The sequence below is a fragment of the Cryobacterium adonitolivorans genome, from assembly GCF_004402695.1.
Classification (GTDB): domain Bacteria; phylum Actinomycetota; class Actinomycetes; order Actinomycetales; family Microbacteriaceae; genus Cryobacterium; species Cryobacterium adonitolivorans.
This window is the reverse complement of sequence record NZ_SOFL01000003.1, coordinates 1-15,155: the sequence shown is the minus strand read 5'-3', so window position 1 is coordinate 15,155 and position 15,155 is coordinate 1. Positions and strand designations below refer to the sequence as shown.

Genomic DNA, 15,155 nt, shown 5'->3' with positions numbered 1-15,155 from the left:
ATCGAGATATGACTAGCAACGATGCACTCGAGGCCACCCGGACCGCAATTCTCAGCGGACGGACGTCCTTGGGGATCGAGCTGGGGTCGACCCGCATCAAGGCCTGCCTGATCGGCGAAAATCCGGCTGACGTCCTCTCCGTAGGCAGCCACGAGTGGGAGAACCAGTTCGTCGATCGGGTGTGGACCTACTCGTTGGAAGACGTGTGGACGGGCATCCAGGCCGCCCACGCTGCCCTCGTCGCCGACGTCGAGAAGCAGTACGGTGTTCGCCTCGAGAGCTACGGTGCGATCGGCGTTTCGGCGATGATGCACGGCTATCTCGCGTTCGACGACGCCGGCGAACAGCTGGTGCCGTTCCGCACCTGGCGCAACACCACGACCGGTCCCGCGTCGGCCGAGCTGACCGAGCTGTTCGGCGTGAACATTCCGCTGCGCTGGTCGATCGCCCACCTGCACCAGGCGGTTGTCGACTCCGAGCCGCACGTGGCGCAGCTTGATTTCATCACGACCCTCGCCGGCTACGTGCACTGGCGTCTCACCGGCCGCAAGGTTCTCGGTGTCGGCGATGCATCGGGCATGTTCCCCATCGACGCCGCCACCGCCGACTACGACGCCGAACTCCTCGCCCGCTACGACGGCCTGGTCGCTGCCTCCGTTCCCGACCTCAACCTCGCCGCACTGTTGCCGACAGTGCTCGTGGCCGGGCAGCCGGCAGGCGAACTCACGGCGGCGGGAGCGGCCCTCCTGGACCCGACCGGTGTCCTGCGACCCGGCTCAGTGTTGTGCCCGCCGGAGGGTGACGCCGGCACGGGCATGGTCGCCACCTGTTCCGTCGCCCCGCGCACCGGCAACGTCAGCGCCGGCACCAGCATCTTCGCGATGGTCGTGCTCGAACGCCCGCTCAAGAAGGTGCACCACGAACTCGACCTGGTCACCACACCGGCCGGCGATCCCGTCGCGATGGTGCACTGCAACAACGGGGCAAGCGAGCTCGCCGCGTGGGCCGGAATGTTCGGCCGCTTCGCCGCGGCCAGCGGAAACCCCGTCACCAGCGACGCGGTCTTCGACGCCCTGTTCCGTGAGGCGCTCGACGGTGACGCGGATGCCGGCGGCCTGTTGGCCTACAACCATCTGGCCGGCGAGCCAATCGCCGGCCTCACCGAGGGCCGGCCCCTCTTCGTGCGCACCCCCGACAGCCGGCTCACCCTCGCCAACTTCATGCGCGCACAGCTCTACGGGGTGTTCGGCACGCTCAGCCTCGGTATGCGGGTTCTCGCCCAGGAGGGCGTCGAACTCGACGCGATGTTCGCGCACGGCGGGCTCTTCCGCACCGCCGGTGTCGCCCAGAGATTCCTCGCCGGCGCCCTGGACGCCCCGGTCTCCGTCGCCGAGACGGCGTCGGAAGGCGGCGCCTGGGGCATCGCGGTCCTGGCGTCCTACACGGCGGCCGCAGCATCAGGCGTGGACCTCGATCTCGACGGCTACCTGCGTGAACGGGTGTTCGTTGGGCAGGAGTTCGAGACCGTCGCCCCCGACCCGGTCGACGTCGCCGGTTTCTCCAGCTACCTCGACCGCTACCACGCGGGCCTCGCCGTCGAACGGGCCGCTGTCGACACGCTCTGATCCGAGCTCCACCGCCACCACCTCCCAACCGCGATGGAAGGACCGACATGGAACTGATCTTCGTCCACGGCGCTCTGGTGCGAGACGGGCAGTGGTGGTGGCAGCGGAGCGCTGACCTTCTCCGGGAACGCACGGGCATCCGAAGCCGCGCTCTGGCGCTGCCGTCTTGCGGCGAGACCACGCCAGAGCAGGTCGCGGGCGGCCTGATTGCCGACGCGGCGGCGCTTCGCCGTGAACTCGATGACGTGGACTCGGCGATCGTGGTGGGCCATTCGTATGGCGGAACCGTCATCGCCGAGGCCGGCGCGCATCCCGCCGTCGCGCACCTGCTCTACGTGTCGTCCTATTTGCCCCAGATCGGGCAGTCGCAGGGGGCGATCATGAGCGGTGAGAGCAACCCGGTGTCGATCGCGGTCAACGGCGACGGCACGCTCGGTGTTTCGGGTTACGACGCAACCTCGTTCGGCGCCCGATTTCTGCAGGACGCGGACGCCGACACCCAGCACCAGGCCTGGGATCGGGTGACCGCGCAGGCCGCCAGGGCGTTCATGACGCCCACCAGCACCGCCGGCTGGCAGGGGGTCGATTCGACCTACATCGTCTGCGGGCAGGACCGCAGCACATCGGTAGAATTGCAGCGCCTCCATGCCGAGCGGGCAACGCGCGTCGTCGAGCTTCCGACAGGGCACCACCCATTCATCACTCGACCCGACCTGATCGTCGAGCAGGTGCGAGCGCTCGCGCAAAAATCGTGATCTCGCGGGATGGTCACGTTTTTCCGCACTCGGCCACGCGAATTTCCGCACGCTGAATCGTCCCGTCTTCACGAATCCGATTTTCGCTCTCGATCTGCCATTCCTCCGGGTGACGTTACCCCGGGTGATCCGCCGGACCATCCGTCGCCGGGTACTTCGGGAGGAGTTGTGGAACGGCAACGATCGCAGGGTGAGGTCGAGCGCTGGCTGGACGGGCCTCTCAGCGAAGCCGTGCGATAGCCGGGCGAGAGTCCGACGTGCGAACTCGTGGGGGTGGGGCTGGCCGCTCCGGTCGACCCGCGCACCGGCCTCATCGCCACGCCCGGCCTGCTGCGCGGCTGGGACGGGGTGCCCGTCGCCGAGGAACTCGGGTCCCGTCTGCACCGGCCGGTGTTCGTCGACAACGAGGCCAATCTCGGTGCGCTCGGCGAGTACCGCATGGGCGCCGCACAGGGAGTTCGGCAGGCCGCCTACCTCCGGTTGTCGCATGGCGTGGGCGCCGGGCTCATCGTGGACGGCCGGGTCTACCGCGGCGGCAGCGGCAAGGCCGGCGAGATCGGCCACCTCACCCTCGACGAGCATGGCCTGGTCTGCCGTGCGGCAACCGCGGCTGCCTGGAAACCCTGGTGGGAGCCCCCGCGCTGGCCGCGAAGTTCCCCGGCAGCCACGGCGAGGTGAAGCTGCGCGATATCGTGCTGCGCCGATGCCGGTGAGGCCCTGGCGCGCCGGGTGATCGCCGACGCCGGCCGGCACGCGCTGGAACGGTCCACCCTCGCCACGGCATCCGGGGTGCCAGAGGTGGTCAAGGGTGAGTTGGGCGAGCGGGCGGAGGTGCTCGGCGCGGTGCTCTTCGCCATCGATCGGGCCCAGACCACGGAGGGCCAGCCCGAAGACGCCGTCCGCACCGTGGTCAGCGGCCGTTCCCCCGACATACTGCCCGGGATCGGCGGAATCATGCCCGTTCTGTCCCCTCGAATATCGCCCGAAAGGGGCGGTCTGGCCTCTTGAGTTCGTGCCTTGACGGCATTTGGCCCCGGGGCCATGCTCGTTACACCGCCCGACGAGGGCGGTCACAGCTGGAGGCATATCGTGAGAAAACCCAGGAAGAAGCTCGCGCTCCTGGCGGTCGCCCTGATCGCTACCGCAGGAACCCTGACCGCATGCACATCGAACGGTTCCGACGCCGAAAGCACCGATGGCGGCGGCGGCGACACCATCAAAATCGGCCTGCTCCTCCCCGAGTCCAAGACCACCCGGTACGAAAGCTTCGACCGGCCGCTCTTCGAAGAGAAGCTGAAGTCGCTCGGAGACTACGAGATCATTTACGCCAACGCAGATCAGGATGCCGCCAAGCAGCAGCAGCAGGCCGAGTCGGCGCTCACCGAGGGTATCAAGGTTCTCGTGCTCGACCCGGTTGACGGTGCGGCTGCGGCCAGCATCGCCGAGTCCGCCTCGGCGCAGGATGTGCCGGTGGTGTCTTACGACCGGCTGATCAAGAGCGACAAGGTCACCTACTACATTTCCTTCGACAACGAGCAGGTGGGTGTGCTGCAGGGCACTGCCCTCGTGGACAGGCTCACCAAAGACGGCACCACAACGGGTCTGATCATGATCAACGGGTCTCCGACTGACGCCAACGCGGCCGAGTTCAAGAAGGGCGCGCACTCCGTGATCGACCCGAGCGGCATTCCGATCCTTGCCGAATACGACACGCCTGACTGGAGCCCGGACAAGGCCCAGGAATGGGCGGCCGGGCAGATCACCCAGTTCGGTGATGAGATGTCGGGCATCTACGCCGCCAACGACGGAACAGCCGGCGGTGCGATCGCCGCGGTGAAGGCCGCCGGAACCGAGCCGATCCCGCCCGTCACCGGGCAGGACGCCGAGTTGGCCGCCATCCAGCGCATCGTCGCCGGTGACCAGTACATGACCGTCTACAAGGCCATCAAGCTCGAGGCCGAGAGGGCGGCGGAGGTCGCGCACCAACTCGCCCAGGGCGACACCCCGGAACCTGACACGACGTTCCAGGACATCCCCTCTACCCTGCTGACACCGGTGATGGTCACCGTCGACAACATCCAGGAGACCGTGATCGACGACGGCTTCTACACCGTCGACGACATCTGCACCGCTGAGTACGCCGACGCCTGCGCCAAGGCCGGGCTGCAGTAGTCAGCCGGCGCATCGAAACGGCCGGCCGGGGCACCGCACCCACGATTCGGTTCCCGGCCGGCTCTCATCTCGATCAGAGGAATCACAATGACTGTGCTTTCCACCCCGGAGGCACCGGAAAGCGACCTCGTCCTGTCGCTGCGCGGAATCGACAAGAACTTCGGCGCCGTGCAGGCGCTCACGGCTATCGACCTCGACATCTATAGCGGCGAGGTGGTCGCCCTCGTCGGTGACAACGGCGCCGGCAAGTCCACGCTGATCAAGATCCTGGCCGGGGTGCACCCGCAGGACGGCGGCACCATCAGCCACGACGGCAAGACAGTGACCATCAACAACCCCGCTGACTCCAACAATCTGGGCATCGCGACCGTGCACCAGGACCTGGCTCTGTGCGACAACCTCGACGTGGTTGCCAATCTGTACCTCGGTCACGAGCTCGGGCGCGGCACCATCAACGAGGTCGAGATGGAGAAACGCTCCTGGGGACTGCTCCGCCAGCTCTCCGCCCGCATCCCGTCGGTGCGCATCCCCGTCGCCTCGCTCTCCGGTGGGCAGCGGCAGACCGTGGCGATCGCCCGGTCGCTGATCGGTGAGCCGCGCATCGTCATCCTCGACGAACCCACCGCCGCCCTGGGTGTGGCCCAGACGGCCGAGGTGCTCAACCTCATCGAACGGTTGCGGGACCGTGGCCTGGCGGTGGTTCTGATCAGCCACAACATGGCGGATGTACAGGCCGTCGCCGACCGTATCGTGGTGTTGCGGCTGGGCCGGAACAACGGCGAGTTCAGGGTGGCCGACGTGAGCTACGAGGACATCATCACGGCGATCACCGGGGCCAGCGACAACGCCGTCACCCGGCGCGCCCAGGCACGGGTGGACTCGGCCGACGCCGCTGCCGCGGCGGGCGCACCCACCGCCACCGCACTCCCCAAGGAGGAACGGCCGTGACGACCCCGACGTCGACCCCGCTGCCGGCCGGCGCCGACGACGCCGCCCCGCCCGCCGAAACGGTTCGGCTGGCCGCCGTCGCAGCTGACCTGCAGGACGAACGCCTGATCCAGCCGCACGGCATCGGCGGCACGGTGCGCGCGTTCGGCAGGCGGGTGCGCTCCGGTGACATCGGTTCGCTGCCCGTCGTTATCGGCCTGATCTTAATCTGGGTGGCGTTCTCCCTGCTCAACCCCAACTTCCTCTCCAGCACCAACCTGGTCAACCTCACCCTGCAATGTGCGGCCGTCGGCACCATCTCCATCGGCATCGTGCTGGTGCTGCTGCTGGGCGAGATCGACCTGTCGGTCGGTTCGGTCAGCGGCCTGTCCGCGGCCATCCTCGCGGTCAGTTTCGTCAACATGGGCTGGCCCCTGCCGGTGTCGCTGTCGGCCTCGTTGCTGGCGGGTGTGGCCGTCGGCCTGCTCTACGGATTCCTGTACACACGGTTCGGGGTACCCAGCTTCGTGATCACCCTGGCCGGGTTGCTCGGCTTCCTGGGTCTGCAGCTGTGGGTGCTCGGCTCGACGGGATCGATCAACATCCCGTTCGACTCATGGATCGTACAGTTCGCCCAGCAGTGGTTCCTGCCCGACTGGCTCTCCTACGTGCTGGTGGTGCTCACGGCCCTGGCCTATGCCGCGCAGCTGTTCGTCACCGCGAATCGGCGGGCCGCTGCGGGGCTCTCAGCCGTACCGGCCACGTCGATCGTGGTGCGTAGTGTGTTCCTGCTGCTGGTGCTCGGTGTGCCGGCCTGGTACCTGAACCAGACTCGCGGGGTCGGCGCGATGTTCCTGCTGTTCCTGGTGCTGGTCGTGGTGATGAACTTCTTCCTTACCCGCACCCGGTGGGGCCGGTCGGTCTACGCGGTCGGCGGCAACGTCGAGGCCGCCCGCCGCTCCGGCATCAACGTCACGCGGGTGTACATCACGGTGTTCGTACTGTGTTCCACCTTCGCGGCCCTCGGCGGCATCCTTGCGGCGGGGCGGCTGGCGGCGGCCAACCAGGGCAGCGGCGGCGGAGACACCAACCTCAACGCCATCGCCGCGGCGGTGATCGGCGGCGCCAGTCTCTTCGGCGGCCGCGGCAGCGCGTTCTCCGCCCTGCTGGGCATCCTGGTGATCCAGTCGATCTCCAGCGGCCTCACCCTGCTCAACCTGGACTCGTCGATCCGGTACATGATCACCGGCGCGGTGCTGCTACTCGCGGTCATCGTCGATTCCCTGTCGCGCCGCACCCGGGTGTCGCACGGTAGAGCCTGACCGCCTCCCGCCCGGGGCCGGGCGGAGGCGGCAGAGGAAGGCGGCGGTTCTCGCCCCACGTCGGCAGCGGATCCGGCGAGGTGGGGAGGATCGCCGCCTTCGCGTTGCGCCGGTCCGGGCTGCCCGACCGGCTCCGCGAGCCGCCCCGAGCGCACAACTCCTGCAGAATTTCGCCGCTGCAAGGCAGTCCCGCGTCATTCCGGCAGCCGCCGCCGGGCGCCCGGACGAATTGCAGGAGTTATGCAACCCGTCCCGTGTGGGAGGCGAACTCAGGCTTGCAGGGTCGCGGCCTCGCGCAGGAGATCGGCGGCCGCCTCATCCCCGTGCGCGGCCAGGCTCACCACGTCGCCGATCACCACGACGGCGGGGGAGCGCACCCCGGCATGGGCCGCGAGCGCACCGATAGTGTCGAGGCGGCCGAAGGTCGAGCGCTGGTCGTGCGCGAATCCCCGTTCGATGATCGCCACAGGCATGTCGATGCGCATCCCGAGCCGGGCGAGGCCGGCGGCCATCTGCTGCAGAGTGCCGATGCCCATCAAGACCACAATGGTTCCACCGAGGCCGATGAGGTGGGTCAGTTCCGAATCAGTGATCGGTGCGTGGCCGGAGATCACCGTGAACAGATGACTGACCTCCCGGTGCGTCACGGGGATGCCCGCGGCGGCCGGCACGGCGATCGCGCTCGTCACACCGGAGATCACGGTCACCGGTACCCCGGCGGCGCGGCAGGCCAGAACCTCTTCGCCGCCCCGGCCGAAGACGAACGGGTCGCCGCCCTTGAGGCGCACAACGGTGCGGCCGGCCAGGGCCGACGCCACCATCATCCGCTCGGCGTCGCGTTGCGGAACCGCGTGGTGCCCAGGAGCTTTGCCGACGTCCACGTGCTCGGCGCCCGGCGCCCATTCCTCGAGCCGGTCGGTGGGACCCAGCCGGTCGTAGTAGACGATGTCGGCCGCGTTCAGGGCGGCGAGCGCGCCGACGGTGAGCAGCCGTTCGAGCCCGGGTCCGCCGCCGACGAGCGTGACCGACCCGACGGGGGAGGTCGACGCCGCGATTTCCCGGCTCAGCCAGGTGCGGTGCCTGGAGCACGCCGCGGCAATCACGGCGTCTGTGTGCGGGGTGGTCTCCACGACGGCGACCAGGTCGACCGCGGCGATGAGCGCATCCCATGCGCCTACCGACCGAGGAAAGACGGGGGCGGTAACCCCGGGCACCACGAGGCTGACCGGCGAATGGGGGCCAGGTCCGGCCAGGTGGTACACGGTCGCACCCGAGGTCAGGTACCGCGCGAGAACGCGGCGTGCCGCGTGGGCCCCGCCCACGACGAGCACCCGTTTCCCCGAAAAGTCGAGGCCGACGGACACGGGCTACTCCGCGCCGGTCGCCGAAGAAACCGGAATGTCGATGCCATCGCGGCGAACCGGGATCGTGAGCCCGGCCAGGTGAACCGGGCCGGCCGCACTGGTGCCGTCGCGTTCTTCCGGGCGAGCCGGGCGCGGCTGGCCGCGTTCGATCACCTGGAGGAGCGAGGGGTCGGGGGTGTCGGCGTTGACGAAGGGACGGAACCGGCGGAGCCGCTCCGGATCGGCGAGGGTGGCCGCCCACTCGTCTTCGAACACGTCGACGTGGGTGGCCATGGCCGCTTCCAGGTCCGCGGCGATGCCGAGGGAGTCGTTGACGACCACGTCGCGCACGTGGTCGATGCCGCCCTCGAGGTCTTCCTGCCAGCGGGCGGTGCGCTGCAGCCGGTCGGCCGTGCGGATGTAGTACATCAGGTACCGGTCGATGTACTTCACCAGTGTCTCGGCGTCGAGATCCTGGGCCAGCAGCACGGCGTGGGCGGGCTGGAAACCGCCGTTACCTCCGACATAGAGGTTCCAACCCAGTTCGGTGGCAATGACGCCGATGTCCTTGGAGCGGGCCTCGGCGCATTCCCGGGCACAACCCGAGACGCCGAGCTTGAACTTGTGCGGTGACCGCAGCCCGCGGTACCGGTTCTCCAGCTGGATGGCCATGGCCGCGGAGTCCTGCACGCCGAAGCGGCACCAGGCCGAGCCGACGCAGGACTTCGACGTGCGCAGGCTCTTGCCGTAGGCCTGTCCGGATTCGAAGCCGGCGTCCACGAGCACCCGCCAGATGTCCGGCAGCTGGTCGAGCCGGGCACCGAAGAGCGCGATCCGCTGGCCGCCGGTGATCTTGGTGTACAGGTTGAACTCCGCGGCGACCTGCCCGATCACGATGAGCTTCTCCGGGGTGATCTCGCCGCCGGGGATGCGCGGCACCACCGAGTAGCTGCCGTCCTTCTGCATGTTCGCCAGCGCACGGTCGTTGGTGTCCTGCAGGCCACCACGGCCGGCATCCAGGATGTAGCTGGAGGACTGCGACGCGAGGATCGACGCGATGGTCGGCTTGCACACGTCACAGCCGAGACCAGTGCCGAAGCGTTCCATGATCTGGTCGAACGTGGTGAGCTGCAGCACGCGCACGGATTCGAAAAGCTCGCTGCGGCTGATCGAGATGTGCTCGCAGAGGGCGTGCGACACCGCGATGCCCGCCTTGGTCAGTTCGGTTTCGAGCACCTTCTTGAGCAACGGCACGCAGGAGCCGCACTGGGTGCCGGCCCGGGTGCAGGCCTTCAGCGCGCCGAGTTCGGTGACGGGGTCGCCGTGGTCGCCGTGGATCGCGGCCCTGACGGTGCCGAATGAGACGTTGTTGCACGAGCACAGCTGGGCGTCGTCGGGCATGTCCGAGCTCGAGGGAAGCTCGGCGCCGGAAGCCGACAGGTAGGCGCCGGGTTCGGCGGGCAGCTCGCGGCCGAGCAGCGGGCGCAGCGACAGGAACGGCGACGCGTCGCCGACGAAGATTCCGCCGAGCAGCGTTTTCGCGTCGCTGGAGACGACGACCTTTTGGTACAGGCCGCGGGCCGGGTCGGCGTAGACGACCTCGAGGGCACTGTCGCTGGTGCCGAAGGCGTCGCCGAAGCTGGCCACTTCCACGCCGGACAGCTTGAGCTTGGTGGCGTCGTCAATGCCGGGGAACAGGGCGTGGCCGCCGTTGAGCCGGTCGGCGACGACCTCGGCCATGGCGTTCGCGGGGGCGACGAGCCCGATGCACTGGCCGCCGACGCTGGCGACCTCGCCGATGGCCCAGATGCCGGGCGCCGAGCTTGAGCAGTCGTCGCCGATCACGATGCCGCCGCGCGGGCCGATCTCCAGGCCCGCGGCGCGGGCGAGCTCGTCCCGAGCCCGGATGCCGATGGACCAGACGATCAGGTCGGCATTGAGCTGGCGGCCGTCGTCGAGGGTCAGCCCGAGAACCTGGCCGGTCTCCGCGACGAGGATCTCGGTGGGGCGGTGGCCGAGTTCGAGGCGGATGCCCTGCCCGTCGATGAGGCGGCCGAGGGCCATGCCGGCACCCTGGTCGAGCTGGGTGGGCATCAGCCAGGTCGCGCCATCCACGATCGTCGTGTTGGCGCCGAGGCGCTGCACACCACCGGCGGCCTCGAGTCCGAGCAACCCGCCGCCGATCACGGTGACGTTTGCGGGCCGGCCGAACTTCGTCTTCAGGCGGGCGGTCTCGCTGACGAGGAAGTCCACGTCCTCGATGGTGCGGTACACGACGCCCCTGTCGCCGCCGGGCACCGGGGGCACGAAGGCGGAAGAGCCGGTGGCGAAGACCAGGTCGTCGTAGACCATGGCCTCACCGTTGTCGAGCGTGATGGTGCGGGCCGCGGGGTCCACGGCGGTAACGCGACTGCCGCCGCGGTAGTGCACGGTCTCTGACTGCCAGAACGCCGGGTCGCCCAGGGTCAGGTCTTCCGGGCCGGCCAGACGGTGCGACAGGGAGACCCTGTCGTACGGCAGGTGAACTTCCTCGCCGATGACGGTGATGTCGACGCGCCTTGCGGACTCGCCGTCGGCCTCAGCCCGGGCGACCATGGCCTCGGCGAACCTGTGCGCGGCGGGGCCGCCGCCGATGACGATGACCCGGCGCGCGCCGTCCGATTCGCTCGAGTTCGGCAGGGGAGTGTTCAGTGTCATTGCGGCATCTCTCGGGTAAATCAGGCCGCATAATCCCGACGGCGTATTCCGCCGTCGCGCCGACCTCATGGCGTCTCTCAAGTAAGCCATACCCGCGCGCGCCTAAGGAGGGTACTTAGTCCCGAAAAACGTACCCGGGGCATGGGTAATCTGAAGGGGCGCCGAACGCATTCACTGGCCCGGCGCCGGAATCGAGGACATCATGCTGACAGCTCAAGACACCACGAACACGCGGAGTGCCGACGCGACCACCGGATGGGCGACAGTTTGCGAACTCTCCCAACTCGAACCCCTGTGGGCAGAAGCGGCCATGGTCGACGGTGAGCAGCTCGCGCTGGTGCGGATGCCCAACGGAACCGTGTACGCCGTCTCCAACCAGGACCCCGCGACCGGCTCCTTCGTGATGTGCCGGGGAATCGTCGGCTCGCACGGGGACACGGTCACGCTGGCCTCGCCGCTGCACAAGCAGGTCTACGACCTGGCCACCGGGGAATGCCTCACCTCCGCCGACCTCACCCTGCCCACCTTCGAGACCCGGGTCGAATCCGGCTCAGTGCGGGTGCGGCTCGCGCCGGAAGCCTCGGCCCGCGCCGCGGCGTGATGAGCGCCGCTCCCGCGCGAGAGACCGCGCCGCTGCTGCTCCTCGCCTCCCACGGCTCCCGGGATCCCGCTGCCCAGCGCGCGGTGCTGGCCCTCGTCGACGCGGTGACCCTGGCGCTGACCACGATCAGCCCGGCCACCCTCGTTGCAGCGGGATTCATCGACGTGCAGCAGCCGGATGTGCCACACTGCCTCGCCGCAGCCGAGCCCGGCCGGGCCGCCGTCATCGTGCCGCTGCTGGTGTCCGCCGGGTACCACGTGCGATTCGACCTCGCCAACGCCGTTGCCCAGGCCCAGCCGCGCCCGGTCGTCGTCACCGCGGCCCTCGGCCCCGACAGCCGGCTGACCGGCATCCTCGCCGACCGGCTGGCGCGAAGCGGCCTGCGCGCAGGGGACCGGGTGATCCTCGCCGCCGCCGGATCGAGCGACGCCAACGCCGTGGCCGACTGCCGCACCGCGGGCGAGCAGCTCGCCGCCCTGATCGGCCAGCCCGTCACCGTCGCCTTCATCGCCGCCGCCAGTCCGAGCCTGGTGGATGCCGTGGCCGCTGCGCGGACCGAGTCGCCGGATGCTCGCGTCGTCGTCGCAAGCTATCTCCTGGCACCCGGAACGTTCGCCAGATGGGCGCAGGATGCCGGTGCGGACGTGGTCAGCGAGACGCTTCTCGTCGAGGGAGAGAAGCCTCCAGAGGCGCTTGTTGACGTGGTGGTGGACCGGTACCTGACCGCCGTGGGCGCGGGCTGACGCCGGGGCCTACACCTCGAGGCCGTCGCGGATGATCGTCTGCCCGGTCGGCCACTCGGAGAACGGCGCGGTCACCGGCAGCACCATCGCCGGGCCGGTGAAGGTCTCCGGGCGCATGTGGGTGTCGATCATGCGGGTCACCTGCCCGGGAGACTGCCGCCAGCCGCCGGCGGTGTAGTACGCGACAAGCTCGGGGGCGCAGGTGAGGTAGCCGAACGGCAGGCCCTGGCCGGTCAGGGCCAGGGTCGCCTCGGTGAGCAGCCGGCGGCCGAGTCCCGTGCCCTGGTAGTCGGGATCGACGCCGACCAGGCCTACATCGCCGACCAGCTGCGAGCCGCCGGACTCGAGGCGCAGCATCCGCCGCACGAAGCCGAGGTGGGCGACCGGCCGGCCGTTGTCGTAGGCGATGACCCGGGCTTCAGGGCGGGCGCCCATCCAGCTGCGGGGGCCGGTGAAGGTGGCGTGATCCTCGGGGAAGTACCGCGCGAACAGGGCCGCCAGGGCGGTGTGGTCGTCGGCTGAGAGATCGGCTTCCCAGCGCAGGGTCCATTCGATGTCAGCCATCCGGTCAGCCTAACCGGCACGGTGCGGGTGGAACTCGGCTGGAACCGCACCTCGTTGTCAGGACACAGTGCCATTACCGGAACGGGATTGGACACAGGGTCCCTGTTTCCGACCGTTGTCCTGGCAAACGCCCGTCGCGTGGCCCGGCGTGCCGATCAACCGGCCGCCGCCGCGTGCTCGGCCTGCACCTGCGCCGCCCGGGCGCGCAGCGCGTCGACGACGGTGCGCACGGCCAGACGCTCGGCGCGGTCAGGCCGCATCAGCGCCACGATCTGCCGTTCGGCGTCGAGCCCCCGCAGCGGCTTGAGCACCATCCGGCCCGGCTGATCGCCGCTGGACGTGTACCGGGGAACCAGGGCGATGCCGAGCCCGGCCATGATGAACGATTCGATCAGCCGCATGTCCGCGAACCGCTGAGTCACCCGGGCGCGGCTGCCGGTCTGCAGTTCGATGTCGTGCAGGATGCGCCCGAACGGGTAGCCGACCGGCACACCGATCCAGGTCTCGCCGACCACGTCGCCGGCGCCGAGCGACACGCGGCCGGCGAGCCGGTGGCCTGTCGGCAGACCGACGTCGAGCGGCTCCGTCATCAGGGGCACCGAGGTCAGACCGCGTCCGCCCCAGGTGTGCTGCCCGCGCATGCTGTGGGCGAGCACGATGTCGTATTCGCTCGTGAGAGCGGGAAAGTCGCTGAGCTCAGGGTCCATATCGGTGCAGTGCACCGCGAGGCCGTCGTGGCCGGCGAGGTCCTGCAGCGCCCCCGGCAGCAGCATCTGTCCGGCGGTGGGGAACGTCACCAGGCTCACGTCGCCGGTGGCCCGGTTGCGGAAGGTGTCCCAGACCGCCGTGGCGCGCTCCAGGGCCACCGCGATATCTGTCGCGCTCGCGGCCAGCGCGCGGCCGGCATCCGTGAGCACGAGCCCGCGCCCGCTGCGCTTGGTAAGCGGCAGACCCGCCTCCCGCTCGAGGACTTTCAGCTGCTGCGAGACCGCAGACGGGGTGCGGTGGGTGGCCAGGGCCACGGCGGTGACGCTGCCGCGTTCGGCCAGTTCGCGGAGCAGTTCGAGACGCTGTACATCCATGAAGCCAGACTACATAGTCACTGCTAAACAATGTGATTGTGCTGAATGGTTGTTGGTGGTCAGATTAACATGTCGGTCACCGGGCAACTGCCCGCGTGACACGGCCATCCACTTCCCTCGAAAGGCACGTCCGTGTTCGTTTTCATGCTCCTCATCTCCCTTGTCGCCATTGGCTCCGTCGTCGGCACCGTCGTCGCGGTGAACAAGGATGGCTACGGTCGTGTTCCCGAGCGGAAGTTCGTTCGCAGCTTCTAATCACGCCGTCCGGCGCACGCCTGCATCGTGCACCGGGCGCGTGTTGGCCTAAAGTAGCCCTGTGATGGATACTCGCAGAAAACTCATCGACTACATCTCGGCCGACGCCGTCTTCCACGGTGACTTCACTCTGACCAGCGGCAAGAAGGCCACGTACTACGTGGACCTCCGCAAGGTCAGCCTGGACCACAGGGTCGCGCCGCTGATCGGTCAGGTCATGATCGACCTCATCAAGGACATCCCGGATGTTGTGGCCGTCGGCGGCATGACCATGGGCGCCGACCCCGTCGCCACTGCGATCCTGCACCAGGGTGCAGCCCGCGGCCTGGGCTACGACGCCTTCGTCGTGCGCAAGGAGCCCAAGGACCACGGCCGCGGCCGTCAGGTCGAAGGCCCCGACCTCGCCGGCAAGCGGGTCATCGTGCTCGAAGACACCTCGACGACGGGCGGCTCGCCTCTCGCCGCCATCGAGGCGCTCCTCAAGGTGGGTGCCATCATCGCCGGCGTCGCCGTGGTCGTGGACCGCAGCACCGGGGCCCGCGAAATCATCGAAGCGGCTGGCTACCCGTACTACGCGGCCATCGGACTCGAGGACTTGGGACTGAGCTGATGCCTGAGCAGCGGGACGGAAGCGACGACAAGGACCTCGGCCTTGACTGGCTCGCGGCTCAGCTGAACGCAGACGGCAGCGAGGCCGCCGCCGAACCCGACAAGGCCACGGCTAAAACCGGGGCCGACACCGCAGCAGACACCGCAGCGGATGCCTGGGACGACTCCGCCCCGACCGTCGCCATCCCCGTCGCGCCGCACGCAGAGCCGGCCGACGCCGAGCGGGCCGCTCCCCAGCGCCCCGCTCCCCAGCGGCCCGCACAGGCTCCGTCGTCGGATACAGGTCCGGCCGACGGCGACACCGCTCCTGCTCCGGCAGTGCCGGCCTCCGGCGGTTTCCGTTGGGGCCTCACCCCGAGCGTCGAGCCCGATCCGGCCGTTGACGCCGCGCGACGCACCCCGCCGGCCCCGGCCGCCCCCGCGACGCCGACCGCCGCCGCCCCGCCCGTCACCTCCGCCG

The 15,155-nt window shown here is 69.2% G+C and carries 15 protein-coding genes and 1 pseudogene; 12 read left to right on the top strand and 4 right to left on the bottom strand.

Features of this window, described 5'->3' with window-relative positions:
• Positions 1-8: 8 nt before the first annotated feature.
• The 7 genes from E3O42_RS01605 to E3O42_RS01570 all read left to right on the top strand — a co-directional run bounded on the left by E3O42_RS01605 (position 9) and on the right by E3O42_RS01570 (position 6,801).
• Positions 9-1,625 (top strand): xylulokinase, encoded by a 1,617-nt coding sequence (locus tag E3O42_RS01605; RefSeq protein ID WP_134452203.1) that lies wholly within the window; start codon positions 9-11, stop codon positions 1,623-1,625.
• A gap of 47 nt (positions 1,626-1,672) precedes the next feature.
• Complete coding sequence (locus E3O42_RS01600; RefSeq protein WP_134452202.1) at positions 1,673-2,380, top strand: alpha/beta hydrolase; 708 nt, start codon at positions 1,673-1,675, stop codon at positions 2,378-2,380.
• 273 nt (positions 2,381-2,653) lie between these two features.
• Positions 2,654-3,058: an ROK family protein gene (locus E3O42_RS01590; protein ID WP_206751221.1), complete on the top strand. Its 405-nt coding sequence runs from the start codon at positions 2,654-2,656 to the stop codon at positions 3,056-3,058.
• A 51-nt stretch (positions 3,059-3,109) separates the two neighbouring features.
• Positions 3,110-3,388, top strand: coding sequence for a hypothetical protein (locus tag E3O42_RS01585; protein ID WP_134452200.1), 279 nt, complete (start codon positions 3,110-3,112; stop codon positions 3,386-3,388).
• A gap of 81 nt (positions 3,389-3,469) precedes the next feature.
• The gene (locus E3O42_RS01580) at positions 3,470-4,552 is read left to right on the top strand and encodes a sugar ABC transporter substrate-binding protein (protein WP_166787863.1); all 1,083 of its coding nucleotides are present in this window, start codon (positions 3,470-3,472) and stop codon (positions 4,550-4,552) included.
• Between the two features lie 87 nt (positions 4,553-4,639).
• The gene (locus tag E3O42_RS01575; protein ID WP_134452198.1) at positions 4,640-5,500 is read left to right on the top strand and encodes an ATP-binding cassette domain-containing protein; all 861 of its coding nucleotides are present in this window, start codon (positions 4,640-4,642) and stop codon (positions 5,498-5,500) included.
• A gap of 104 nt (positions 5,501-5,604) precedes the next feature.
• Positions 5,605-6,801 (top strand): sugar ABC transporter permease, encoded by a 1,197-nt coding sequence (locus E3O42_RS01570; protein ID WP_241984562.1) that lies wholly within the window; start codon positions 5,605-5,607, stop codon positions 6,799-6,801.
• Between the two features lie 269 nt (positions 6,802-7,070).
• On the opposite strand, the gene cobA is transcribed toward E3O42_RS01570, so the two are convergent.
• Positions 7,071-8,165 (bottom strand): uroporphyrinogen-III C-methyltransferase, encoded by a 1,095-nt coding sequence (gene cobA, locus E3O42_RS01565; protein ID WP_134452197.1) that lies wholly within the window; start codon positions 8,163-8,165, stop codon positions 7,071-7,073.
• 3 nt (positions 8,166-8,168) lie between these two features.
• Entirely contained in the window at positions 8,169-10,841 is a 2,673-nt protein-coding gene (gene nirB, locus E3O42_RS01560) for a nitrite reductase large subunit NirB (RefSeq protein WP_134452196.1), read from the bottom strand.
• 202 nt (positions 10,842-11,043) lie between these two features.
• On the opposite strand from nirB, the gene nirD reads away from it, so the two are divergent.
• On the top strand, positions 11,044-11,442 hold the full coding sequence (nirD, locus tag E3O42_RS01555; RefSeq protein WP_134452195.1) for a nitrite reductase small subunit NirD: 399 nt from the start codon (positions 11,044-11,046) through the stop codon (positions 11,440-11,442).
• Entirely contained in the window at positions 11,442-12,185 is a 744-nt protein-coding gene (locus E3O42_RS01550; protein ID WP_134452194.1) for a sirohydrochlorin chelatase, read from the top strand. Before nirD ends, E3O42_RS01550 begins: the two co-directional genes overlap by 1 nt.
• A gap of 9 nt (positions 12,186-12,194) precedes the next feature.
• Here the strand turns inward: E3O42_RS01550 and E3O42_RS01545 are convergent, their stop codons facing one another.
• Together E3O42_RS01545 and E3O42_RS01540 are read right to left on the bottom strand one after the other, a co-directional pair.
• On the bottom strand, positions 12,195-12,749 hold the full coding sequence (locus E3O42_RS01545) for a GNAT family N-acetyltransferase (RefSeq protein WP_134452193.1): 555 nt from the start codon (positions 12,747-12,749) through the stop codon (positions 12,195-12,197).
• A 155-nt stretch (positions 12,750-12,904) separates the two neighbouring features.
• Positions 12,905-13,831: a LysR family transcriptional regulator gene (locus E3O42_RS01540; protein ID WP_134452192.1), complete on the bottom strand. Its 927-nt coding sequence runs from the start codon at positions 13,829-13,831 to the stop codon at positions 12,905-12,907.
• 132 nt (positions 13,832-13,963) lie between these two features.
• Here E3O42_RS01540 and E3O42_RS18700 point away from each other — a divergent pair, with 132 nt between their 5' ends.
• The 3 genes and pseudogenes from E3O42_RS18700 to E3O42_RS01530 form a co-directional block, all read left to right on the top strand.
• On the top strand, positions 13,964-14,086 hold the full coding sequence (locus tag E3O42_RS18700) for a hypothetical protein (RefSeq protein ID WP_255454906.1): 123 nt from the start codon (positions 13,964-13,966) through the stop codon (positions 14,084-14,086).
• A 64-nt stretch (positions 14,087-14,150) separates the two neighbouring features.
• Entirely contained in the window at positions 14,151-14,696 is a 546-nt protein-coding gene (gene pyrE, locus E3O42_RS01535; protein WP_134452191.1) for an orotate phosphoribosyltransferase, read from the top strand.
• A pseudogene (locus tag E3O42_RS01530) lies at positions 14,696-15,155 on the top strand (hypothetical protein); the annotation flags it as partial. The gene pyrE and the pseudogene E3O42_RS01530, both read left to right, overlap by 1 nt.